This is a genomic window from Streptomyces sp. B1I3 (assembly GCF_030816615.1).
In the GTDB taxonomy this organism is placed as follows: Bacteria; Actinomycetota; Actinomycetes; order Streptomycetales; family Streptomycetaceae; genus Streptomyces.
On the sequence record NZ_JAUSYD010000001.1, the window covers coordinates 148,022 to 166,225 of the forward strand.

An 18,204-nucleotide genomic window follows, 5' to 3' on the forward strand; every position below is an offset into this window, starting at 1 on the left:
GACGGGGCCAACGCCCCTGCGGAGCCACGACGTTGCACGTCACGGGCGTCATTTCCACGCAATGAACGGTAGTTCATAGATCAGTTACTGGTAGCGTGACGCGGCTGGACGAATGAAGGTGTCGCCATCCCCAACATAAGGATGAAAAATGCCCCTTCGAGTATTGGTCTGCAATGACCTGCCGATCGTTCTTGACGGGCTTCGCAGCCTCATTGAGGCCGAGCCGGACATGCTGGTCGTTGGAACCACCGACAGCGGCATGGAAGCGATCATGATGGCTCGCACCCAGCGGCCTGACGTGATTGTGACCGGTATGGAGCTCCAGGGCATCAACGGTACGGAGATGATCCGAAGACTTCTCCGCGAGCCTGAAGACGTACCGCACCGCGTCGTCGCGCTGGCCATGACCGACGACGACGAGACCTTCGCCAGCTTGCTGGATCTCGGCGTCAACGGCGTACTGGTGCGCGGCACCACCGGTCAGGAGCTGAGCTCCGCCATACGGTCCGCCGCCAAGGGTCAGACGACACTCGCTCCGCAGATCACCACCAGGCTGGTCGACTGGTATCGACGCGACAACCGCACCCCCAATGAGGCGCTACGGATACCGGTCGGAGAGATCACCGCCCGCGAGCGCCAGGTACTGACGCTTCTGGCACAGGGTCTCTCCACGGAGGAGGTCGCCGAGCAACTATCGATAGGAGTGACCACTGTGCGCACCCATCTCTATCGGCTGCGCTGCAAGCTCGATGTACGCGACCGCGTCCAACTGGTCTCGCTCGCCTACCGGGCCGGACTGGTCCAGTCAGCCTGACCGATGGGCGACGGGCAGGACGAGCCGGTCGCCCCGCACTCGGCAGAGGTTGTCGGCGGCCACCTTGCCGCGGGTCATACCTAAGGGTTGTCCCGCAATCCCCGGCGGGCGCACGACGACAGCTACGGCACCTCACCGCGTTGTCGGAACGCCCGAATACATCCAGTATGCGGACGTCCCTCCGCCTTGCGATGCACCGCATCTGACGCCGCGCGCTGGTCCACCAGGGATTACGGGACACCCCTTAGCCACCGGTGGGCCTGTGCGTTGACCCAGCCGGCTTCGTGACGTACGTCCCTGGCCGTAGGAGGCGTCCGCCCGGGACCGGGCACCGGGCCCGGTCCGGAGCGGGGCCACGCCGGCGAGGAGTCCGAAGGGCGGCGGCCGGCCCGTGATGCGCAGCACGTACCGGGTCAGCGAGACGGCGGCTCCGAAGAGTTGCTTGCGGCCGGGCACCGTCCAGCCGTCCAGCCGTCCAGCCGGTCGATCATGTCGGCCAACGAGGTGCTTGAGACCTCAACCGCCCCCCCCCCCCCGGAGCCACCATGCTGTGCCGTCGCGTCGGCGGTGACGGCGTGCGGCGCTTCGCCAGCGGAGCAGGACCTGTCCGATTGCGGCCGCTCCAGAGAGACCGTCAAACCCGTTGTCCTGGCTGATGGGCGCAGTACGGCTACCGCGCCAGCCACACGCGCCACTTCTGGGGACCTCGGCTGCGCATGCCCTGCACACCGGGCGAATGCCGATCGCGTTCGCGCCGGCGTCGAGGAAGGCCGGCGCACGCGAGACGCTCCGTGACATCTTCGCCACCACCGAACCGACGCTGACCACCGCCCGGGCATGCGGCCGGACACTGATCAGCGACAAGATCTGCTTCGGCCGCGCACTCGAGTCGCAGCCGGCCAACTCGAACTTCGGGCTGCCGCGTCAGGCGGCAAGGGCGAGACCGAGCGGGCCCGGATCACGGCTGTTCGAGCCGTTGTGGCAGGTCATCGAGTCGATCAACGAGCCCTTCACGGACCGGCTCGACCCAGCATCATGGCTGAACCCTCAGGGTGTGATCGTCCGCGTGCTCCAGCGAGTACTCGCGCTGGCCGCCGCCAGCTGGCCAAACGAGTACACCGGGCAACCTGTCATGCCATCGCTTGCTCCATACGACCACTGACATCCTCAACGATCACCTACGGTTTTTTCATGACGCCTATGGAGCCCCGCCCCGATCTTCGGCCCCCGGGCCTGAACGCCGACGAAAAGACGACCCTGCTGACCTTCCTGGACTACCTTCGCGAGGCCGTCCTCGCCAAGGCGGCCGGCGCCCCGGAGCCGGCGGTCCGCACGGCCGGCGTCCCTTCCGGAACCAGCCTGCTCCAGTTACTCAAGCACCTGACTGCCGTCGAACTCAACTGGTTCGTCTGGGCCTACACAGGCGCCGGCCGCGAGCCCTGGGAGGACGAGGGGGCGGTGTCCGCCGACGACACCGCGGCGGACTTGACGAACGCTTATCGCGAGGCGATCGCCCGGGCCAACGAGGTCGCCCTCGCCTGCACCGACCTGGACCGCCCCGGCGCCCGCTCGCTGCGCGAGACCCCGCCGCCGTCGATGCGCTGGGTGCTGGTCCACATGATCGAGGAGACCGCCCGGCACGCTGGTCACGCGGACATCCTGCGCGAGCAGATCGACGGCTCGATCGGGCGATGAGGCGAGTGCAGTCGGCAACGTGTCCCTCTGTCACCATCCGTAGGAATGGGGTCTACAGTGCTCAACATTTCCCCAGACGGGAGGATAACTGTGCGGTACGGATACGACGGCCGCGACGAGGACTGCACAGCATCGTAATAGCTGGCCTTACCACGCTGCCCTCGGGGTCGAAGGAAATCGTGTACGACCCCGCTAATCCAAAGCGCGCCGCCGAATTCCTTTCCCGTATGCCGGAAAACGTGAAGGGCAGGCGCAACCTCCTCATCGCCCTGCTGGCAGCGGCTTTGCTCTCGTTCGTTCCGACATTGATCGGCGCAGCGATGTGACCTTCGGTCCTCCAGGACGCACACGCCCGCTCCGATGCGCCACAATCGCCCCTCGGGCAGGCAGCCACCGCTTCCAGAGCGACAGCCCGGCCGCCCCTCTGGCGATGCTTGGCTTGCATTTCACCCAGCCAGGTCAGCGGCCAACAGGGCAAGCCGGACCGGCTGGTGGCATGCCGCCGCAGCATGCCACACACCGCCCACTCCAAGTGAGTCAGTTGTTCCCGTGTCATGCATTACGGATCACCGGACCCGCCCGCTCGACGAGGGGCGAAACGCGCAGATTGATCACGGCCGATACACCTCCTGGAACGCCCTCATAGCGGCTGTGCGCGTGCTGGCCCTGCCAGCTGAACAGCGAGGCTGTGAACCGGCCGTTACCTGGCTGCCCAGTCTGGTGCGCGGGGTTCGGTGTGGTGTCAGCTTTGGAACCACACCGAGCCCCGCGTTTCGGATCAGGAGCCGTCGATCAGTTTCTGCACCTCGGGCGGGAGCTCTGGGCCGGAGTGAACGGCGAAAAAAGTGGCTGTCTTCGGTGTGTCCCCGATGGCGATGGCGACCTTGGGAGAGATGCCGTCCACTTCGTAGGCAGTCTCCGTCATAACCGGCTCGCTCTCGTCGTGGCCGCCGGTGTCTTCGCAGGACGCTGGTTGGGTGGCGACGCCGAGCTTCTTCCCGAGTGTGAATTTCACGTTCGCCACGTCTTGATACGATCTGTCCTGGTAGGTGTACAAAGTGGCACAGGAGGCTTCAGCGCCACCGCCACCGCTGTCAGCCGTGCACGCGGCTACTGACATCACCATGGCCGCCGCCCCCAGCAAGCCAGCGGATCGCCCGGTCCGGCGCATACGTGTCCCCCTCAGTAGATGCTGCAAAGAAGAGGAGAGCCTCCTCTCTGCCGAGTGACCTCGCCATCACTCAGCACGGGAATGAGATCGTGCCCGTGGTGAGGCTCTCGTATTTCGACCTTCGACGTCGGCAACTCGGATCAGGTTCCCTTTGCCGCGTCGCTTCGGACCGAGATGTGATCTTGCAGCCTGGGCAGGCGGTAATGCGGTCAGCAGGGGCACCACCAAGGTGCTGTTCAGGTGCACACCCAACTGCACGGCCGGGGCGATCAGCCATCCGGCGAGAATCGGCGCAAGCGTCCACATGCACGCCGCGTCTGCACGGAACTCGCCGCACTCGCGGCAGCCGCCTGGCCCCACGCCGAAAACCTGTACAAGGACAGCCAGTTCGACTGGTCCGACTTCGGCGCCGGGCTTCTCGACGAGGCGCGCCCCGCCTTCCCGGAGCGATGTTCGGTGAGCTCACCGTTCCAGTGCACGAGATTTGCAAGAGCCGGCTTCCGTTCGCGTCCATGCCGGCCCTCCTCCTTTGCTGGCATGGGACCAGGCGATGGTGTTCGCCTCTGTGGTGAGAAATCGTTTTCTCCCGATGTTTCATCCTGGAAGGACGCCCTGCCCATGCACCGGCACCGCTTCCACTGCCACTGGAACTACACCCTCCACCCACAACACTCCGACACGACCGGCGCGGCCGAAGACCCGCGGCCGGCCGGGAGCCTGCCCTCGCAGTCCCGTGCTGGTGGTCTGCGTAGTCCGGAACTGACCGGCATGACGGGACGAGTGCTGGATGCACTCGTCGACCAGCTGTCCCGGAGACTTGATGAGCTACGTGAGCACGGGCGTTCCCGGCATCGAGGAGGAGACCGCATCCGGGCTCGCGGCGCCGGCGCCAAGGACAAACTGACCACCGCCGACAGAGTCCTGGCCACCGTGCTTTACCTGCGCAAACTCGGCACCCGAGACCTGATCGCCCAACTAGATGTTGATTCTTTGCGAGCCCTTAGGGCGTCGTCCCGCTGAACGAGACCGAACGATCCTGGCCTGCTCAGACTGATTCCGGAAGGGGACCGAAATGCTTGACGACACGCTCTTGCAGCAGTGCAACACCGCAGGTCAAGGTCACGCCGGGCCCGGTCTCACCGATAGGTGTACGTAGGGGGGTTCCGTTCCGTACGCAGCATCCGCTTGGCGTAGTGGTCAACCGGCCCTCGGTGTGGCCTGACCGATGACTTTTCCGCGCCGTGCTGGTCTGTATGCCGAATACCGACTCACGGGAGGCTGACGCCATGCGGAAACTGACCTTTGGCATGAACCTGAGCCTGGACGGCTACATCGCCGCGCCCGGCGACGACCTCGGCTGGAGCGTGCCGAGCGACGAGCTGTTCCAGTGGTGGTCCGACCGGGTGGGGGCGACGGGCCTGTCGCTGTATGGGCGCAAACTGTGGGAGACGATGAGCTCCCACTGGCCGACCGCCGACCAGCAGCCTGGCGCCACACCGGCGGATATCGAGTTCGCCCACCGCTGGCGGGACATGCCGAAGGTGGTGTTCTCCTCGACGACCAGCACGGTCGACTGGAACGCCCGCCTGGTCACCGGCGACGCGGTCACCGAGATCACCCGGCTCAAGGCCGAGGATGGCGGCCCCATGGACATCGGCGGCGCCACACTCGCCGCAGCGGCCATGCGGGCCGGCCTGATCGACGAGTACGTGCTGGCCACCGCACCGGTCTTGGTGGGCAGCGGCACGCCGTTCTTTACGGCCCTGGACAACTGGGTGAACCTGACCCTGGTGGAGACCCGGACGTTCCCCGACGGTGTGGTCCTGACCAGGTACGAGACCAAACGCTGAGAGGTCGTTTTCTCTCCATGTTTCATCCGGCAATAAGTGGTTGATCCCGCTTTTCGGGGTCATGCCAGGAGATGGTGTTCTCACCGGTGAGTCTGCGGGTCATGAGGTTGATCATCGCAAGGTGGATTATGGCTTCGGAGCGGTGTGGGTGTGCTTCGTGGACGCGGCCGAGGCGTCGGTGGTTCATCAGCCGGCCCAGCGTTCTCTCGACGGTCCATCATCGTGGCAGGACGGTGAATCCCCTCGTGGTGGGGTCGCGGCGGACGATGTGCATGTCGATGCCGAGGGTGGCGGTGTGGGAGGAAGTGCAAGGTGATCGGCCGAGCGTTCGCCTCCTTGGCCACCCGCCAGTTCCCGCCGCGAGAGGTGGCCCGTGAACTGTTCGCCGCTCGGGACGCCGGCGCGGGCGAGCAGCAGATGGTGATTCTCGCCCGCACGCTGGGGGATGCCTCCCTCCGCGACGGGGGCCGGCGCGGTCATGGCCTGCATATCGCCCTCTCTGACGTGGAGTTCGGCGACTTCTCGATCGGATGACGTCCTCGCCGCCGGGAATCCGTGAGGCAGGCGGCCGATCCCGCCGGCGAGGGCGTTCATCCCCGTGGCGCATCTCGCGTAAGCCCAGCATTGCGTCGTGCTTCTTGACTTCCTGCTGTTCACGCCAGTCCCACTCTACGCAGCCGACCCGGTCGCCCCGCGTGATGGCGGGAGGCTGCGTCGGACCACGGCGGATCGCACGGTGCAGCGTCGGAATCGACGGCGGTGCCGGATGATGAGTAAGACGTCGTGGAGTACAAGATTGGACGTTGGCCCAGCTCGATGCCGAGGTCACGGCCGAAGCTCAGCGGTTCCGCCACGGTCTGTTCGCCTCCTCGTCGCACTCGGCTTTCTGTCAGGAGTCAGCGGAGTCTGGGCTCGCGCTCATGGTTCTGATCTTTCGCACGTCCACGATGGCGGGGACACGCCCCCATTGGGCGAGGCTTAGGTGACGGGGTGCCATCTCCGCGCACCGGCGGGCCCGGGACCGTTCACCTGGGGATCATCCGCTGGTTCGACGGTGTCCCTCCGGCTCGTGCACCCTTGCGCGCAGCGTGTCTCAGGGGCACTTGCGACGACGAGGGCAGGGCGAATGACACCGATCAGCCGTAGGGGCTTCGTGGGACTCGGCGCCTCCGTGGCGGCCGGCATGACGCTGGGCGCGGGATCGCGTCCGGCCGTGGCGGCCGGCACCACCTCCACGGGCACGATCGAGGACGTGCGTCACGTGGTGATCCTGATGCAGGAGAACCGCAGTTTCGATCACTACTTCGGACGGCTGAAGGGCGTGCGCGGCTTCGACGACCGCAGCGGCATCACCCTCAAGGGCAACCGTTCCGTCTTCGACCAGCCCTACGGCACCGGAGGCCAGTACCCCTGGAAGCTGAGTGCGACCCCGGCCGCCGGCGGCCAGGACGGCGACATCCTGGCGCAGTGCAACGGCGATCTGCCGCACTCCTGGTCCTCCCAGCACTCCGCGTGGAACAAGGGCCGTATGGACAACTGGGTCTCCGGCGTCGGCAGCGTCCGCTCGCTCGGCTACCTTGACCGCTCGGACCTTCCCTTCCACTACGCGCTCGCCGACGCCTACACGGTGTGCGACGCCTACTTCTGCTCCACCCTCAGCGCCACCGGCCCCAACCGCACCTACCTGTGGAGCGGCAAGGTCGACGCCTCCAGCTACGACGGCGGCGACGAGTCGGGCCTGACGTGGCAGAACTACGCCCAGGCGCTGCAGGCGGCCGGAGTGACCTGGAAGGTCTACCAGAACGCCCAGGACAACTACGGGGACAACGGCTGCGCCTACTTCAAGACCTTCGCGACCGCCAAGGCCGGCGATCCGCTGTACGACCGGGGCATGTCCTCCGTCCCGAAGGTCACCGGCTCCACCCCGGACGACATAGCCGCCGCCATCAAAGCGGACGTTCTCGCGGGGACACTGCCGCAGGTCTCCTGGGTGGTCCCGAACCAGGCGTTCTCCGAGCACCCCTACGCCCCGCCCGGCGACGGCGCCCACTTCGTCGACCTGGTCTATCGGGCCCTCGCGGCGAGCCCGGACGTCTTCGACGCCACGGTCCTGTTCCTCAACTACGACGAGAACGACGGCTGCTTCGACCACGTGCCGCCTCCGGTACCGCCGGCCGGAACCGCAGGCGAATTCCTGAACGGCGTGCCGTACGGTTTCGGCTTCCGCGTCCCTATGACCGTCATCTCGCCGTGGACGCGCGGTGGCTGGGTCTCCTCGGAGGTCTTCGAGCACACGTCGGTCCTCCGTTTCCTGGAGACCTGGACGTCCGCTCTCGGCAAGCCGGCAGCCTGCCCCAACATCAGCGCCTGGCGGCGGAAGGTGAGTGGAGACCTGACCGGGGTCTTCGATTTCGCCCACCCGGTCCACGGCGCCGTCTCCCTCCCCGCGACGAGTGTCATCGGATCCTCGACGTGCGGCCCGCTGCCCAACCCCGTTCCGACAACCAACGACCTGCCCAAGCAGGAGTCCGGTAGCCGTCCGTCCCGGGCGCTGCCCTACCAGCCCAACGGGTACATGGACCGTCTGGAGTTCGGAGCCTCCGGGAAGATCCTCGCCTGGTTCACCATGGCGAACCAGGGCACGCCGGCCTCGCGGGCGGCCCACTTCTCCATCCACCCCAACGCCTACCGTGACACCACGCCGTGGCAGTACACGGTGGACGCCGGAGGCACCGCCACCGACTTCTTCAATATCGGCGCGGGCTCCGGAGACGGGAAGTACGACATCACCATGGTCGGCCCCAACCGTTTCCTGCGCCGCTTTCTGGGCGACGCCACCAAGGCGGGCAAGTCGCTGGAGGTCAGCCCCCGGTACGCCACGGAGCCCGGCACCGGCAAGCTCGCCCTCTACTTCAAGCTGGCCAACTCCGGCTCGGTCCCGGTGAAGTTCACCATCACCTCCAACCACTACCGCGCGGACGGCCCATGGACCTACACTGTCGCGGCCGGCTCCTCGATGGATATTTCTTCAACGCTGTCGCCTACCAGAACGGCTGGTACGACTTCACCGTCACGGTCGACTCCGACGCCACATGGTCCCGCAGGTTCACCGGCCACTTGGAGACCGGAGCTTCCAGCATCAGCGGCTGACTCCGGCCGGCACGGCGGCCGGCGAGGTGGGGCAGAGCGCGCGGTCGGTGTCGTCGGCGTCCAGCTGCCGGCGCAGCTTGGTCGCGGTCCGGTCGGCGGCGTGGGTCAGAACCGTGCGCCTGGACCGGGCAGATCGAACTCAGCATGTCCGCAGATCCAGGGCGGCGCCGCGGATCAGTGGTACCGGCAGTAGAGCTTGAGGCCGCCGTCCTTACCGGTACGCATGGCAAGGTGGGCGACGTCTTGGACGACCTTCAGCAACTCGTCGTCGGACAGGTACGTCTCGCCGTCGAACCTGAGCGTTCGGGTCCAGTGCGCGGCGAGTTCGCGCAGGGTGGTGGGGTCGACGGCGGCGAGCAGCCGGACCCTATTCTCCGGGACGGCGAACACCCCGACGCCGTCATTCCGGATGGGCTCGATATGGACGGGTCGGCGCTTCCTGCGGCGGGACCGCTCACAAAACGGCACCCTGCGGACCGGCGCACCGAGGAACTCGTCCGAACCCATGACCGCGTCGTCGGGGTCGAAGGACTGGGACGTCGACGAGGCGAGTTCCGGCCCGTGCCTCTTCAGTTATGTCGCGGCGGCGGGGCCAGGAAGAACACGATGTCGGCGGCCATGAGCCGATTCTGCCCGGAGCACGGCGCGCAACGACAGCCCGGAACGACACAGGGCAGGGGTGGACGGCCGGGCAGCCCCTCTCGTGGTCCTGCGGCTCGACCGGACTCTCGCTGAGGGCCAGGAACGAAACCAACCGCACCCGGCCCCCACCCGCCGCCTCCGCCCCCGCTGTGACGTCCTACGATGCGTCGGTCCTCCGGTGGATCCGGATCATCGAGCCCGAGGGCGTCGGCGTGCTGTCGCTGACGCACAACGCCGACGGCTACCTCGACGAGGGCGGCGCGGTCGCCACCTGGCCCGTGGAGGGCGGCCTCAGGGCGGCGTCCGCCGGGCTGGCGGAGCCTGGCGACAGCGTCCGCGTCCGGTGGGACGCCCGCGAGGACGGCGTCCTCGAACTGCCCGCCACGCTGGTTTCCGTACGCCGGGGCAGCGCGGCCGACCTCGCGGGCCTGGACCTCGACCTCAATGTGAACGAGCGGCGCGGCATCCCGTACTACGTGTCGGTCACCTACACCGACACCGGGCCGAAAGGCCTCTACACCGGCCAGGCCGACCACGTCCGCCTACTCACCGAGAGCGGTCGGTAGATACCGGGCAAGACCCCCCTTCCTCCTCGACACGAAGATCCCCGGCTGCCCGTCCGACTGGGTCGCCCGGATGGTCCCGCCGGGCGACAGCGTGACGGAGTGCAGCATTCACCTGGTGAGGGACGACGGCGACAAGCCGTTCGCGGTGGGTTTCGCGCAGGCGGGCCGGCCGGGACTGGTGGCCTGGCGGGCCCCCCTCCAATTGAGGCGATCCGGTCAGCCGGCCGACTGGCACCCGTCTCCGCGAGACGCACCACAGGGGAACGCCGTCTGACCGCATGCCGTCCTGACACCCAGAAGGGGCGGCGCCCGTCATGAGCACCACCCCTTCGACCGCGACCGTTCTGGCAGCCCTGACGACGCCCGACTTGGCAATGATGATCTCGCCGCGGGGGCGCCGGAGCACGAGCCCGGGTCCTCGACCTTCTTCCCCACCACCCGCAATCCGCCAACAGGAGCCCCGGGAGGTTGGCGAGCAGCGCCACCCCGTCCAGCAGCTTCCGCCGCCAGGATCCGCCCTCGGGCCTCGGATGGCGCACTCCAGCGTGCGGCTTCCCCCGGGCGTTGATGGAGTGATCATTGTTCATGTCCCTCCACAGTCTGGAGAAAAACGATGATGAGTATGCGTCAGGTTGTTGCGGCCACCGCGCTGGCCGCCGCTGCGGTGCTGGCCGGATCCGGCGTGGCCTCGGCCGGGGACGGCTCCGGAGACGGCATGGTCCAGAATGTGCTGACCGCGCGGTGCAACGACTTCACCACGCAGGAGGGCCTGATCAACCTCAACCAGGGCCCCGTGTGCGTCGACTTCGACTCCAACAACGCCGGCACCCAGAAGACCGACGACACGGACGATAACTACGGCGGCGAGATCACCGCCTCCTGTAACTCCTTCGTCAACCAGTACGGGCTGATCAACGTCAACCAGGGTCCGGTCTGTGTCGACTTCTGAACCCCTGCTGACGACACGGACGGGCCTCACACAGCGAGGATGCCCATCCGCCGGATGAGCTGCCGTTCGGCCTCGGTGTCCAGGTAGCCACCCTCTACACACGAGGCTGACTCCACTGCCCCGCCGCCACCGGCATGACGCAGGCGGCGGGGCTGCGGGAGGTGATGTTCTGGCTCGCCAAGGATGGCGGGGCCGGTCCGCTGGGCGCCAAGCGCGAGCGGCTGGAGATCGGTGGTGCGGTCTTGGACCTGTACGTCGGTGACATCGGTTGGAATGTCCACTCCATCGTCAGGGTCGGCAACACCGCTTCCGCGGACCTGAACCTGGACGACTTCCTCCAGGCGCGCGTCGGCCGCGGCCTCGTCGCCCCGACCGACCACCTCAGCCCTCATCCAGCCTTCACCCGCTGGATTCGTCCGCCACGGTCACGAGCGGGCGACGACTGGCGAAGTACTCCCGGCTTCACGCCCAGGTCGATACCACCCACCTGGGGCCGTCCCTTCGTTGCCGCCTCGTGCGAGCAGGGCTTGCGAACTACACCGCACGCGCGGCGGGCGAGGCCTGGGACCCTGCCGCGCAGAGGATGACGGCTCGGACCCCGTTGTCCATCGTGCCGTTGCCGGGGAAAGTCACCGTGTCACCCGGCCCGGCGGTCCGGCAGGGGACGGTACTGCCATCGCGGTACTCCACCGTCACGTACTGCGTGGCGTCGCAGGAGTTGGTGACGAATGTGTAGCGCCAACTCGTCGAGTACTGAACGCAAGGGGGAAGCAGATCCTCCTGCGCGGCCGCGCTGGCCCCGGCCACCTGCGAGAAACAGATGACTACCGTTGTCATCCCTGCTGCTACAACATGTGCTGTTGAACGGATGGAGAGAGACATCGGTTACAGCTCCTTCACTTTTCGAACGGTATGGAACCGAGAGTAGGGAGTGCCCTCGGTCGTTTAGCCGTTTTTCGCCAAGGTGCGCATGCTGGCGCTGTGTCGGGCCATGGAGGTGCGGGCAGAACTGATCCCCAGCTCAACCAACGCCTGGCGGGAGCGGCGAGCCCGCCAAAGGGATGCCGCCAGTACGGCGGTGCAGCGGCTCCCTCAGCAACCAGTGGCGGTGTCCCTGCAGGAGAGGGATGTGGCGCAGCCGCACCACCGGTGGATGAGCAGGTCGGCTGAAACGGTGCGAATTGCACCGGGGAAGTGTCCAGACCCCCTGGGGGACAGCGGACGGGACACCAGTCGCGGTGATTACCGGCTGTGTGGGGAACACAAACCGCTGCACCGCCGCCGCGTCCTGCACGAGTTCGTGACGGGAATCGCCGCGGACGACACCGTCGTGGAGAAGGGCTACCTGGCTTCGGTAAAAGTGCTGGGCGAGGGCGTCGACACGAAGAACTGCGACTCCGTCTACTTCGCAGAATTACGCGGCTCGATGCCCGACCTCGTCCAAACCGCCGGACGAGCACTGCGCACGCACCCCGGCGACGACACAACATCGTCCATGCCGTCCCGCCCACAACAAGGGTCCGCTCACGCGAGTTCAAGGACTGCGGTATCCGTCCTCTGTTCATGGAACCCGCCGCCTGACCGGGCGAGGGGGCTGAGTACGGCTACTCATGTGTGCCAGGACGCCGGCTGCCAGGCTCCGCAATATGGAAAGTGGCAGAGGGGCGCCGATGGCCCTGCATCTCTTCCTGGTCTGGGCGATAACAGCGGCTGCGGTACCGGCGCTCGCCTTCGGGCTGGTGGCGTCGGCCTGGGGCGGTGGTGCCGGCGCGACGGTGCCGGTCTTGTTGCTGGGGGTGCCACTGGTGGTTGGCCTGCTGGCCATGGCCGGCTCACCGGTGAGGACCGTTGTGCCGTTCTGTCGCTCCGCCCCGCAGCGGTTGGCCTGGGCGGTACTGGTCTTCGTCCTCGGTACGCTCGGGGTCCTGGTAGGTCTGGCCGCCTACGGTGGGAACGTTGACCTGGGGAACGGCAGTACCCGGATCGCGTTGACGGGGGTGCCGTACGTCGTGGCCGCGGCGTTTTTCGTGCCGAGCCGGTGGGTGCGACTGGGGGCGCTGACCGTGTTGGCGGCCGGGGTGGCCTACGGGGCCTTCGTCGGCCCGGCCCAGACGCAGCAGCGCCGGTACGAGGCGGAGGTCGCGCGGTACCGGGAGAAAGCGGAGCTGCTGTACCTGGGCGCTGCGCCGCCGGGCATGCAGGTGTCGCATGCCGAGCTCGGTCCTTCCACCTTCGTCGTCGACTACCGCCCCGCCCGGGAGGGGAACGAGTTCAGGTACGTGGGCCTCGTGGTGCGTTCGTCGTTCACGCCGACACTCCAATGCCCGGAACCCGTGCAGAGTGGCGTGACCTGCACGATGGGCGCGCACCGTGAGATGGTCATTGACCATGTCCTTCCCGGCGGTACCCGCGAGGTAACCGTTGTCCGCCGCTACCGGAACGCCGAGGTCGAGGTCACGAGCCAGACCGTTGACGAACCCGGGCTACGCCGTCTCCTGAACACGCTGCGCCCGCTGTCGGTCGCAGAGCTGGGGAAGCTGATGCGGGAGAAGAGGATCCACAACAAATCCTGAGACAAAGGCGCCCGGGACTCCGGCGCCCGGGACTCCGGCGCCCGCGACTCCGGCGCCCGCGACGGAACTCCCGCCCCGGGCGTCTGCCTACGGGACGAGACGTCCACGATCGGCAAGCCGCGCGAGAAGGTCTACTTCCTCAACCGCAACACTGTCCGGCCCGGCCGGGCCGCTCTCTCTGGCCAAGCCCGACAAGCTGCGGTCGACGGCCACCACGAAGATCACCCCTGGCCCGTACACCGTCACGATTCAGGTCAACGGCCGGCTCTTTCCCGCCGTGCCGTTCGGTCGTCGCGGCATGATCCGCGACCGGCCTTCTACCTGATCCGACCGTTCCGCACCAGGGCCGCGCCTCTTCCTCGCCACGGCCCGGTCAGTCATGCCCCACACCGGTACCCCAGCCACCCCGGCAATCCCCCGAAGGAGTGGCCCGACTGCGTCGAACACATTTCAATGCCCGCCGCCGCACCCTGCCCGCCCCAACGGCCCGATCAGAACGTGTGTTCACGAAATGAGCCGTTACGGAGCCCGTTCCGACGCGTTCTTGGAGCACCAGTACCCACTTCACCGCCCAGATGGAGGAACGTCATGAATCCCGCCCCCACCCCCGTGCATCAGCGCTCCGGAATCGAACGACGACCTGCCCTCGTGGCGGTGCGCCGTGTTGTCGACACCCGCTGCTCAGCACGTCCGGATACGCGGTGGGCGGCATGAGTGAGTCGACCGATGAAGCCGCCGAGACAGTCCCGGGGCCGCGCCCCACTCCCCTGCCGCCCGCCCCGCCGGCCGAGCCACCGCAAGCCGCGCCGGCCGCCGGAGCAGAGCAGCACTCCCCCGTCCCGGAGATGCGGTACGTGGACCTGACCGGCAGCCGCGAGGCGGCCGGCCGCTCCATCCGGATGCGTGACATGGCCCGGCGTCTGCCCCAGCTGGTCCGGCGTTCGCTGGCACTCGCCTGGCGCGTCGACCGGAGGGCCACCACCGGCCTCCTGCTGTGCCAGACGGTCGCCGGCGTCATGCAGGCCCTGGGCCTGATCGCGATCAGCGGCACCCTCACCGCACTGCTGACCAGCGGAGACGTCTACCAACGGCTCCTACAGGCATGGCCGTCCGTAGCCCTGCTGGCCACCGCCACCGGGGTGCGGGCACTGTTGGGGATCACCGTCAGCTGGCTCTCATCCCGGCTGGGCCCACTCATGTCGCGCGAGGCCGAGCAGATGCTGCTCACCGGCTGCGCCGAGGTGGAGCTCTCCGCCTACGACGACCCCGACTTCAACCGCGACCGCGAGGCCGCCGACCGCGGAGCACAGGTCACCGGCGACCTCATCGACGAGGGCCAGGACCTGATCGCCTCGGCCGCCTCCTTCCTCGCCGGGGCCGTCGTGCTGGCCGGGGTGAGCTGGGTGCTCCTTCCTCTCCTGGTAGCGGCCAGCCTGCCGCAGGCCCTCGCCCAGGTCAGCGCCGCCCGGGTCCGCTACCTGGCGAACCTCCGCAGCAACGGCGACAACCGCATGCTGACGGTGCTGCGTTGGCACATCTTCACCCGCGAGGCAGCCGACCAGATCCGCGCCGGCACCATGGCCGGCTTCCTGTCCGGCCGGTACCGGCAGACGGTTGCACGTATCAACCGCGAGGACCGGACCGCGGCCGACAAGGGCGCCCGCATGGCACTGGTCGGCGCGCTGTGCGGCGGCCTCGGATCGGCAGTCGTGTGGGCGGCGGTGGTGTGGCTGCTGGCCACCGGCCGCATCAGTGTCGGGGACGCCGGCACAGCTGTTTTCGCTCTGCAGACGGTGGGCCAGTCGGTGCGCGGGCTGGTCGCCGTCGGGGCCCGTGCCGTGCGTACCGGCCTCTACATGGACGACTGGACACGGTTCCTCGACCTGGCCGGCGGCTACACCATGCACCGCGGCGAGCACCGGCCGGCGCCACCGGCCGAGATCGAGATCAAGCAGGTCTCGCACCGCTACGCCGGGAAGGACCAGGACGCGCTGTCCGACGTCTCGCTCACACTGCGCCGAGGCGAGGTCACCGCACTGGTCGGCTTCAACGGATCGGGGAAGTCGACGCTGTCGAAGCTCGTCAGCGGCCTGTACCTGCCCACCGGCGGACAGGTGCTGTGGGACGGCGTCCCCACCGACGATGCCGACCCGCAGGCGCTGTGGCAGCAGGTGGCCTTGGTGCCGCAGGACTACGCGCACTGGCCGCTGACGGTGCGCGAGAACGTGACCCAGGGGCAGCCCACGGCCCGCGGTGACGCGGCGGTTCTCGAGGCCTGCGAGGCCGCCGACGCGGACGAGGTCGTCGACAAGCTCGGCGCCGGCCTGGACACGCTTCTCGCCCGCGAGTGGCTGAACGGGGAGGAGCTGAGCGGCGGCCAGTGGCAGCGCATCGCGCTCGCCCGGGCGTTCTTCCGCGAGGCCGGGCTCCTGGTCCTCGACGAGCCGACCGCGAATCTCGATCCCCGTGCCGAGTTCCGGATCTTCCAGCGGCTGCGGGACCTGGCCCGGGACCGGGTGGTTCTCCTGGTCACGCATCGCATCACCAACGTCGCCGTGGCCGACCGGATCGTGGTCCTAGACGAGGGCAGGATCGTGCAGGAGGGCACCTACAAGGACCTCGCCGGACAAGAGGGCGGCCTGTTCCGGCAGTTGCTGTCGTATCAGGTCACCTCGGAGCCGGACGGCGAAAGGCACGGGACCCGCGCATGAAGGGCCCCGACACCACTGCACAAGCTCCACCCGGGCTCACGGTACCGGCCACCCCGTACATCGTCGGCCCATCCACCAGTCCGTGGGCAGGACGCTACCTATGCGCAGCTGGCCGGTCAGCACGCGGGGCGGTGGAGCTGATGCCGCGTCGCGGAGAACGCCGTCCCCTTCCCGATGTCACCCCGCCTGTTTTGCCGGAGCCGCCCGTGGCTCGGGTGGGGGTACGCGAGATCGCGTGCCACGGTGGCGGCCGGACCGGGAGGCGCTGGGTCGATCCGTCGGGTTTCGCCTGTCGGGGGTTGGCGGCGGAGCTGGCCGACGTGTGGGTTGACTACCACCACAAGAACGCCTTGAGGGCACACGGTGCGTACCCCACTGCCGTGGTCTCCTTCGCTACGTTCGTCTCCGCGCACCTTCCCACGCTGGGCTCGACCCGGCCGAGATCCGCTTGGCGGATGATCGCTTCGATGTCCCGGCTCTGATATACGCGCGGGAACAGGACCAGCTCGCCCGCTTCTCCGAGCAGTCTGGGGGCCGTGGGACCACTCCCGTGCGCTGCTCTCCCTCATCAGCCATTGGGCCGAGCGCGCCCCGGGTGCCGGACCGGTTACGCCGTCGCCCCGAGGCGCCGCCCGGGGTGCGGAAGGCGAGTTACCAGGCGTTGGACGAGTTCACCAATATGGACCGGCAGGCCATGCAGTCGGCTGCGCACAACGATGTCCGCGCGCTGGAGGCCAGGCTGACGCGAGGTCAGCGGCTCCTTACGGCTGGAGCCGATCCACGTGAGGGGGGTTGGGGGGGAACTGCCGAACCTGGTGTGGGCTGCTCGGCACGGTCTGGCCCGGGTGGACGTCCTGCGGCAGCACCTGCCCGCACACGCGAAGCGCTGGCCGAAGCCGTTGCGCGACTTCATGGCTGAGGACCCCGGCTACCGCGGCTTCACCGGCCTGATGCGGATGCTGCACCGGCTGCTGTTCCCTCAGGAAATCGATCTGCACCCGTTCCGGGTTCTGCTGCTGCTCGCGATGCACGACTGCACGCCCGAGGAACTGCACATGGTCCAAGCGTCCGACGTGGAGTTCAACACGGAGGGGGTACGGATCGTCCAGGCGAAACACCGTGCCGAGCGCGTCCGCGCGGACTTCCACCTCATGGACCCGTCGTCCGTGCCGTCCCGCCACGGCGAGATGACCTTTGTGGGCCGAGGGCGGTGGGACGTGCCTGGCCTGCTGCGGCGCCTGATCCAGGTCAACGCGCTCACTCGGGAGACGTTCGGCTTCGAGCCGTGCTGTTCACCGCAGTGGAACACCGGCGCAGTCACGGCATGGAGCCCCGCCACGCACCGTTCAGTGATCCGGGCCGCCGCTTCACTCACTGGATTGCCGGGCACACCGGTCCCGGCGCGACCTTCCCCAAGGGCATCGCCGGTCCGCACGAGGTCCGGCGACTGCGCAAGACCGCCAGGACCACCAAGGTGGTGGCGCTCGGGGGCACACTGACCGATCTGGCCGGCGACGACCACAGCGTCCGCGTCTTCGGCACTCACTACGCCCACGGCACCACCGCCCACGTCCTGGCCGGCGCGGCGATGAACCGCGCGCAGAACAAGGTCTTCGAGAAGGTGACCCGTCAGCCGACCCTGGTGCTGCCCGACGTACAGACCAGGCTGGGCGACCCCGAAGTCGCCGCCGCGCTCGGTGTCACCCCCGCGCAGGGTGTCGACCTGCGCGGCGGAGAACTTGATATGGGGGTCAGCAACTGCAAGGACCCGCACGACTCGCCGCACAGCGTCCCGGGCAAGCTCTGCCACGTCGCCCCCGCCATGTGCATGGCCTGCGGCAACGCGGTCGTCTTCGTCTCCCAGCTGCCGCAGCAGCTCCTGCTGCACGACCACATCGAACACATGCGCCGCGTCCTTGCGCCACCCACCTGGGAGGCCGTATGGGGACGCCAGTCGCGCAGCCTTGCTGCGGTGTTCGCGGAATGCGCAGACCACCTGCCCGCCGTCCGCAAGCTCATCGCGGAGCGTGCGCTGACCTTGAACCTGCCGCTGGGCATGCGAACGGAGTATGACCGGTGACTC

General features: G+C 67.9%; 17 protein-coding genes and 4 pseudogenes. 14 read left to right on the plus strand and 7 right to left on the minus strand.

Annotation, left to right across the window (positions count from 1 at the left end):
- Positions 1 to 148: 148 nt before the first annotated feature.
- Positions 149 to 814, plus strand: coding sequence for a response regulator transcription factor (locus QFZ58_RS00765; RefSeq protein ID WP_307122917.1), 666 nt, complete (start codon positions 149 to 151; stop codon positions 812 to 814).
- Positions 815 to 946: 132 nt separating this feature from the next.
- Here the strand turns inward: QFZ58_RS00765 and QFZ58_RS00770 are convergent, their stop codons facing one another.
- Complete coding sequence (locus QFZ58_RS00770) at positions 947 to 1,270, minus strand: lantibiotic dehydratase (protein WP_307122918.1); 324 nt, start codon at positions 1,268 to 1,270, stop codon at positions 947 to 949.
- Positions 1,271 to 1,550: 280 nt separating this feature from the next.
- Between QFZ58_RS00770 and QFZ58_RS00775 the strand changes: the two genes are divergently transcribed.
- From QFZ58_RS00775 to QFZ58_RS00785, 3 genes are all read left to right on the plus strand, one after another.
- Positions 1,551 to 1,976 (plus strand): hypothetical protein, encoded by a 426-nt coding sequence (locus QFZ58_RS00775; protein ID WP_307122919.1) that lies wholly within the window; start codon positions 1,551 to 1,553, stop codon positions 1,974 to 1,976.
- A 38-nt stretch (positions 1,977 to 2,014) separates the two neighbouring features.
- On the plus strand, positions 2,015 to 2,509 hold the full coding sequence (locus QFZ58_RS00780) for a DinB family protein (RefSeq protein ID WP_373428644.1): 495 nt from the start codon (positions 2,015 to 2,017) through the stop codon (positions 2,507 to 2,509).
- Between the two features lie 179 nt (positions 2,510 to 2,688).
- Complete coding sequence (locus QFZ58_RS00785) at positions 2,689 to 2,835, plus strand: hypothetical protein (protein ID WP_307122921.1); 147 nt, start codon at positions 2,689 to 2,691, stop codon at positions 2,833 to 2,835.
- A gap of 452 nt (positions 2,836 to 3,287) precedes the next feature.
- Here QFZ58_RS00785 and QFZ58_RS00790 read toward each other — a convergent pair whose 3' ends face one another.
- Complete coding sequence (locus tag QFZ58_RS00790; protein WP_307122922.1) at positions 3,288 to 3,680, minus strand: DUF6281 family protein; 393 nt, start codon at positions 3,678 to 3,680, stop codon at positions 3,288 to 3,290.
- 606 nt (positions 3,681 to 4,286) lie between these two features.
- Between QFZ58_RS00790 and QFZ58_RS00795 the strand changes: the two are divergent.
- Together QFZ58_RS00795 and QFZ58_RS00800 are read left to right on the plus strand one after the other, a co-directional pair.
- Positions 4,287 to 4,658: pseudogene (locus tag QFZ58_RS00795) on the plus strand (ISAzo13 family transposase); the annotation flags it as partial.
- 308 nt (positions 4,659 to 4,966) lie between these two features.
- Positions 4,967 to 5,530, plus strand: a complete 564-nt coding sequence (locus QFZ58_RS00800; protein ID WP_307122923.1) for a dihydrofolate reductase family protein — start codon at positions 4,967 to 4,969, stop codon at positions 5,528 to 5,530.
- A 22-nt stretch (positions 5,531 to 5,552) separates the two neighbouring features.
- Here QFZ58_RS00800 and QFZ58_RS00805 read toward each other — a convergent pair.
- A pseudogene (locus QFZ58_RS00805) lies at positions 5,553 to 5,828 on the minus strand (IS5/IS1182 family transposase); the annotation flags it as partial.
- Positions 5,829 to 5,842: 14 nt separating this feature from the next.
- Here QFZ58_RS00805 and QFZ58_RS00810 point away from each other — a divergent pair.
- Together QFZ58_RS00810 and QFZ58_RS00815 are read left to right on the plus strand one after the other, a co-directional pair.
- A complete protein-coding gene (locus QFZ58_RS00810) occupies positions 5,843 to 6,064 on the plus strand; it encodes a terminal protein Tpg-like protein (protein WP_307122924.1) in 222 nt (73 codons plus the stop codon).
- Positions 6,065 to 6,656: 592 nt separating this feature from the next.
- Positions 6,657 to 8,680 (plus strand): annotated as a pseudogene (locus QFZ58_RS00815) (phosphocholine-specific phospholipase C).
- A gap of 174 nt (positions 8,681 to 8,854) precedes the next feature.
- Here the strand turns inward: QFZ58_RS00815 and QFZ58_RS00820 are convergent.
- Positions 8,855 to 9,187, minus strand: a complete 333-nt coding sequence (locus tag QFZ58_RS00820; protein WP_307122925.1) for a hypothetical protein — start codon at positions 9,185 to 9,187, stop codon at positions 8,855 to 8,857.
- Between the two features lie 284 nt (positions 9,188 to 9,471).
- Between QFZ58_RS00820 and QFZ58_RS00825 the strand changes: the two genes are divergently transcribed.
- Both QFZ58_RS00825 and QFZ58_RS00830 read left to right on the plus strand, forming a co-directional pair.
- A complete protein-coding gene (locus tag QFZ58_RS00825) occupies positions 9,472 to 9,888 on the plus strand; it encodes a hypothetical protein (RefSeq protein ID WP_307122926.1) in 417 nt (138 codons plus the stop codon).
- A 622-nt stretch (positions 9,889 to 10,510) separates the two neighbouring features.
- Positions 10,511 to 10,837 carry a hypothetical protein gene (locus QFZ58_RS00830; protein WP_307122927.1) on the plus strand — a complete coding sequence of 109 codons (327 nt, stop codon included), beginning with the start codon at positions 10,511 to 10,513 and terminating at the stop codon, positions 10,835 to 10,837.
- Between the two features lie 26 nt (positions 10,838 to 10,863).
- Here QFZ58_RS00830 and QFZ58_RS00835 read toward each other — a convergent pair whose 3' ends face one another.
- Both QFZ58_RS00835 and QFZ58_RS00840 read right to left on the minus strand, forming a co-directional pair.
- Positions 10,864 to 11,229 carry a hypothetical protein gene (locus QFZ58_RS00835; RefSeq protein ID WP_307122928.1) on the minus strand — a complete coding sequence of 122 codons (366 nt, stop codon included), beginning with the start codon at positions 11,227 to 11,229 and terminating at the stop codon, positions 10,864 to 10,866.
- A 142-nt stretch (positions 11,230 to 11,371) separates the two neighbouring features.
- The gene (locus tag QFZ58_RS00840; RefSeq protein ID WP_307122929.1) at positions 11,372 to 11,674 is read right to left on the minus strand and encodes an alpha-amylase; all 303 of its coding nucleotides are present in this window, start codon (positions 11,672 to 11,674) and stop codon (positions 11,372 to 11,374) included.
- A 412-nt stretch (positions 11,675 to 12,086) separates the two neighbouring features.
- On the opposite strand from QFZ58_RS00840, the pseudogene QFZ58_RS00845 reads away from it, so the two are divergent.
- From QFZ58_RS00845 to QFZ58_RS00855, 3 genes and pseudogenes are all read left to right on the plus strand, one after another.
- Positions 12,087 to 12,335, plus strand: a pseudogene (locus tag QFZ58_RS00845) (helicase-related protein); the annotation flags it as partial.
- 172 nt (positions 12,336 to 12,507) lie between these two features.
- Positions 12,508 to 13,410 carry a hypothetical protein gene (locus QFZ58_RS00850; protein WP_307122930.1) on the plus strand — a complete coding sequence of 301 codons (903 nt, stop codon included), beginning with the start codon at positions 12,508 to 12,510 and terminating at the stop codon, positions 13,408 to 13,410.
- Positions 13,411 to 14,255: 845 nt separating this feature from the next.
- A complete protein-coding gene (locus tag QFZ58_RS00855) occupies positions 14,256 to 16,121 on the plus strand; it encodes an ABC transporter ATP-binding protein (RefSeq protein WP_307128734.1) in 1,866 nt (621 codons plus the stop codon).
- 761 nt (positions 16,122 to 16,882) lie between these two features.
- Here QFZ58_RS00855 and QFZ58_RS00860 read toward each other — a convergent pair.
- Positions 16,883 to 17,302: a hypothetical protein gene (locus QFZ58_RS00860; protein ID WP_307122931.1), complete on the minus strand. Its 420-nt coding sequence runs from the start codon at positions 17,300 to 17,302 to the stop codon at positions 16,883 to 16,885.
- Between the two features lie 104 nt (positions 17,303 to 17,406).
- Between QFZ58_RS00860 and QFZ58_RS00865 the strand changes: the two genes are divergently transcribed.
- The gene (locus QFZ58_RS00865; RefSeq protein WP_307122932.1) at positions 17,407 to 18,201 is read left to right on the plus strand and encodes a hypothetical protein; all 795 of its coding nucleotides are present in this window, start codon (positions 17,407 to 17,409) and stop codon (positions 18,199 to 18,201) included.
- Positions 18,202 to 18,204 lie beyond the last annotated feature (3 nt).